Raw genomic sequence first — 1,858 nt, 5'->3', positions numbered from 1 at the left:
GAAGATAGCATGACATGGGTAGGCACGATTACGCTGGATAACGAAGCAAAAAACCATTTCCCCATTAAAGTACGCATGGAGCGATAATGAGTAAAAAAGCTTGGCTAGTCGCCATTATTGCCGTTTGTGTTGGCTTAGGCGCACGCGCCCTTTATGACAATTACCAACAAACACAACAACAAGCGCAAGCTGGCGCGTTGCAGTCCGATGGGCAGCCTTTCAACCTATATAATGTTGACGATCCCCGACCAAGGATTGTTTATTTCGGCTACACCCATTGCCCTGATGTATGTCCAACATCACTTGCGGTTTTGTCGGCGGCATTAAAGTCGCTGCCAGAGTCGACGCAAAAGGCGGTATCGCCTGTATTTATCACGCTGGATCCAAAACGTGATACCAGCGAAAAAGCCGCCGAGTACGCGCATTTTTTCCATCCTCTAATCACAGGCGTCAGCGGCTCCAGGGCGCAAATTGATCAACTTGCGAAACGCTATGGTGTGTTGTACCGCATTACCGAGCTGGAAGACTCTGCCATGGACTACGCCGTTGACCATAGCTCTTTTTTCTACTTTCTCTCGCCTGATGGCGAGCTTTTGGAAAAAATCCCACACACCTTAAACCCCGACATGCTGGTCGCCGCCGTTCAACGGGTAACTGATAACGATAAGGAATAACAATGAAATCTCTCAAGCCTTTTATTGCCGCTATTGCTTTTATACTGGCTCCCCTAGCGCATGCGCATGGCGAATTTTTTCTTCATGATGCTTATGCGCGCGCGAGTGCTCCTGGTGCGCCCAACAGTGCGGCCTTTATGGTGTTGGATAACCAAAGTAAGGTGCTAAAACGAGTGGTGAGCGCCAGCACACCAGCCGCCAAACGGGTTGAACTGCATGAACACGCCATGGTGGATGGCATGATGGAAATGCGTCAAATCGCGCAAATTTTAGTGCCGAAGGGCGAGCAAGTTATTCTAAAGCCGGGGGGCTTGCATGTGATGCTCTTTGACTTGGTAAAACCTTTAGAGGTTGGGGAACATATTTCACTGACATTAACCACCGCTGATGGCCACACGCTAACCAAGCAAATTCCGGTAAAAACCGTCATGGCTGGCATGAAACATCACAGCGGTAGCGAATAAGAGGCAGTAACGGCGGCCGCAAGATTGTACAAAAAACAGCCAAAAAAGGCGAAAGCGGTCATCTCGTGTTAACTGCGTCAAGGTATGATAGCTAAGTGAAGGGTTGGCAAGCAAAATCTCTTGTTAGCGTCTAAGGTTAGGTGTGGTCACGTCTAAGCGTGATACTCCTAACGTTATGACGATTTTAAACAACAGTCGAGGTTATCTATGAAAATCCGTCCAATGGCTCTAGCTGCGGTCGTATCAAGTGTTTTATTGATGGGCTGTACCAATACCACCGCATTACAACAAAGCGTCAATGATTTATCGGCAAAGGTCGACGCGCTCTCCAATGACGTTTCAATGATGAAAAATGACGTTAGTGAGACGAAAAACACATCAGGCATGGCCTATGATGAAGCCAAACGTGCGAATAAGCGCATTGATAATATGGCGCAGTCATACACAAAATAAGCTTTTAACAACGCTTACTCATCGTTGAAATAAATAGACGCCAAATCGGTAAGCTATCTTAACAAACGGCGCACGATGCGCCGTTTGTTATTTTTTGACTCCAGGGCGATTGACTGACGGGACGAACGTATCTGCTTGAGACGTTGATTGTTGTCAAATCGGTAAGCTATCTTAACAAACGGCGCACGATGCGCCGTTTGTTATTTTTTGACTCCAGGGCGATTGACTGACGGGACGAACGTATCTGCTTGAGACGTTGATTGTTGT

General features: G+C 47.4%; 3 protein-coding genes. All 3 read left to right on the top strand.

Annotated elements, in window-relative coordinates; genetic code table 11:
* The first annotated feature begins 86 nt into the window (after window positions 1–86).
* A complete protein-coding gene (locus tag BZG79_RS15765; RefSeq protein WP_077669482.1) occupies window positions 87–674 on the top strand; it encodes an SCO family protein in 588 nt (195 codons plus the stop codon).
* Between the two features lie 2 nt (window positions 675–676).
* Window positions 677–1,138: a copper chaperone PCu(A)C gene (locus BZG79_RS15760; RefSeq protein ID WP_077669483.1), complete on the top strand. Its 462-nt coding sequence runs from the start codon at window positions 677–679 to the stop codon at window positions 1,136–1,138.
* 207 nt (window positions 1,139–1,345) lie between these two features.
* The gene (locus BZG79_RS15755) at window positions 1,346–1,591 is read left to right on the top strand and encodes an Lpp/OprI family alanine-zipper lipoprotein (RefSeq protein ID WP_021023886.1); all 246 of its coding nucleotides are present in this window, start codon (window positions 1,346–1,348) and stop codon (window positions 1,589–1,591) included.
* Window positions 1,592–1,858: the final 267 nt, after the last annotated feature.

Origin of the sequence: Salinivibrio sp. MA427 (assembly GCF_001996115.1) — a bacterium.
Lineage (GTDB): Bacteria > Pseudomonadota > Gammaproteobacteria > Enterobacterales > Vibrionaceae > Salinivibrio > Salinivibrio costicola.
The sequence above is the reverse complement of the archived record's forward strand: the minus strand, read 5'-3'. Positions and strand labels throughout refer to the sequence as shown.

Bases quoted from the DNA above. Each gene is read 5' to 3' on its own strand.
- BZG79_RS15765 (WP_077669482.1), top strand. From the start codon at position 87: ATGAGTAAAAAAGCTTGGCTAGTCGCCATTATTGCCGTTTGTGTTGGC.
- BZG79_RS15760 (WP_077669483.1), top strand. From the start codon at position 677: ATGAAATCTCTCAAGCCTTTTATTGCCGCTATTGCTTTTATACTGGCT.
- BZG79_RS15755 (WP_021023886.1), top strand. From the start codon at position 1,346: ATGAAAATCCGTCCAATGGCTCTAGCTGCGGTCGTATCAAGTGTTTTA.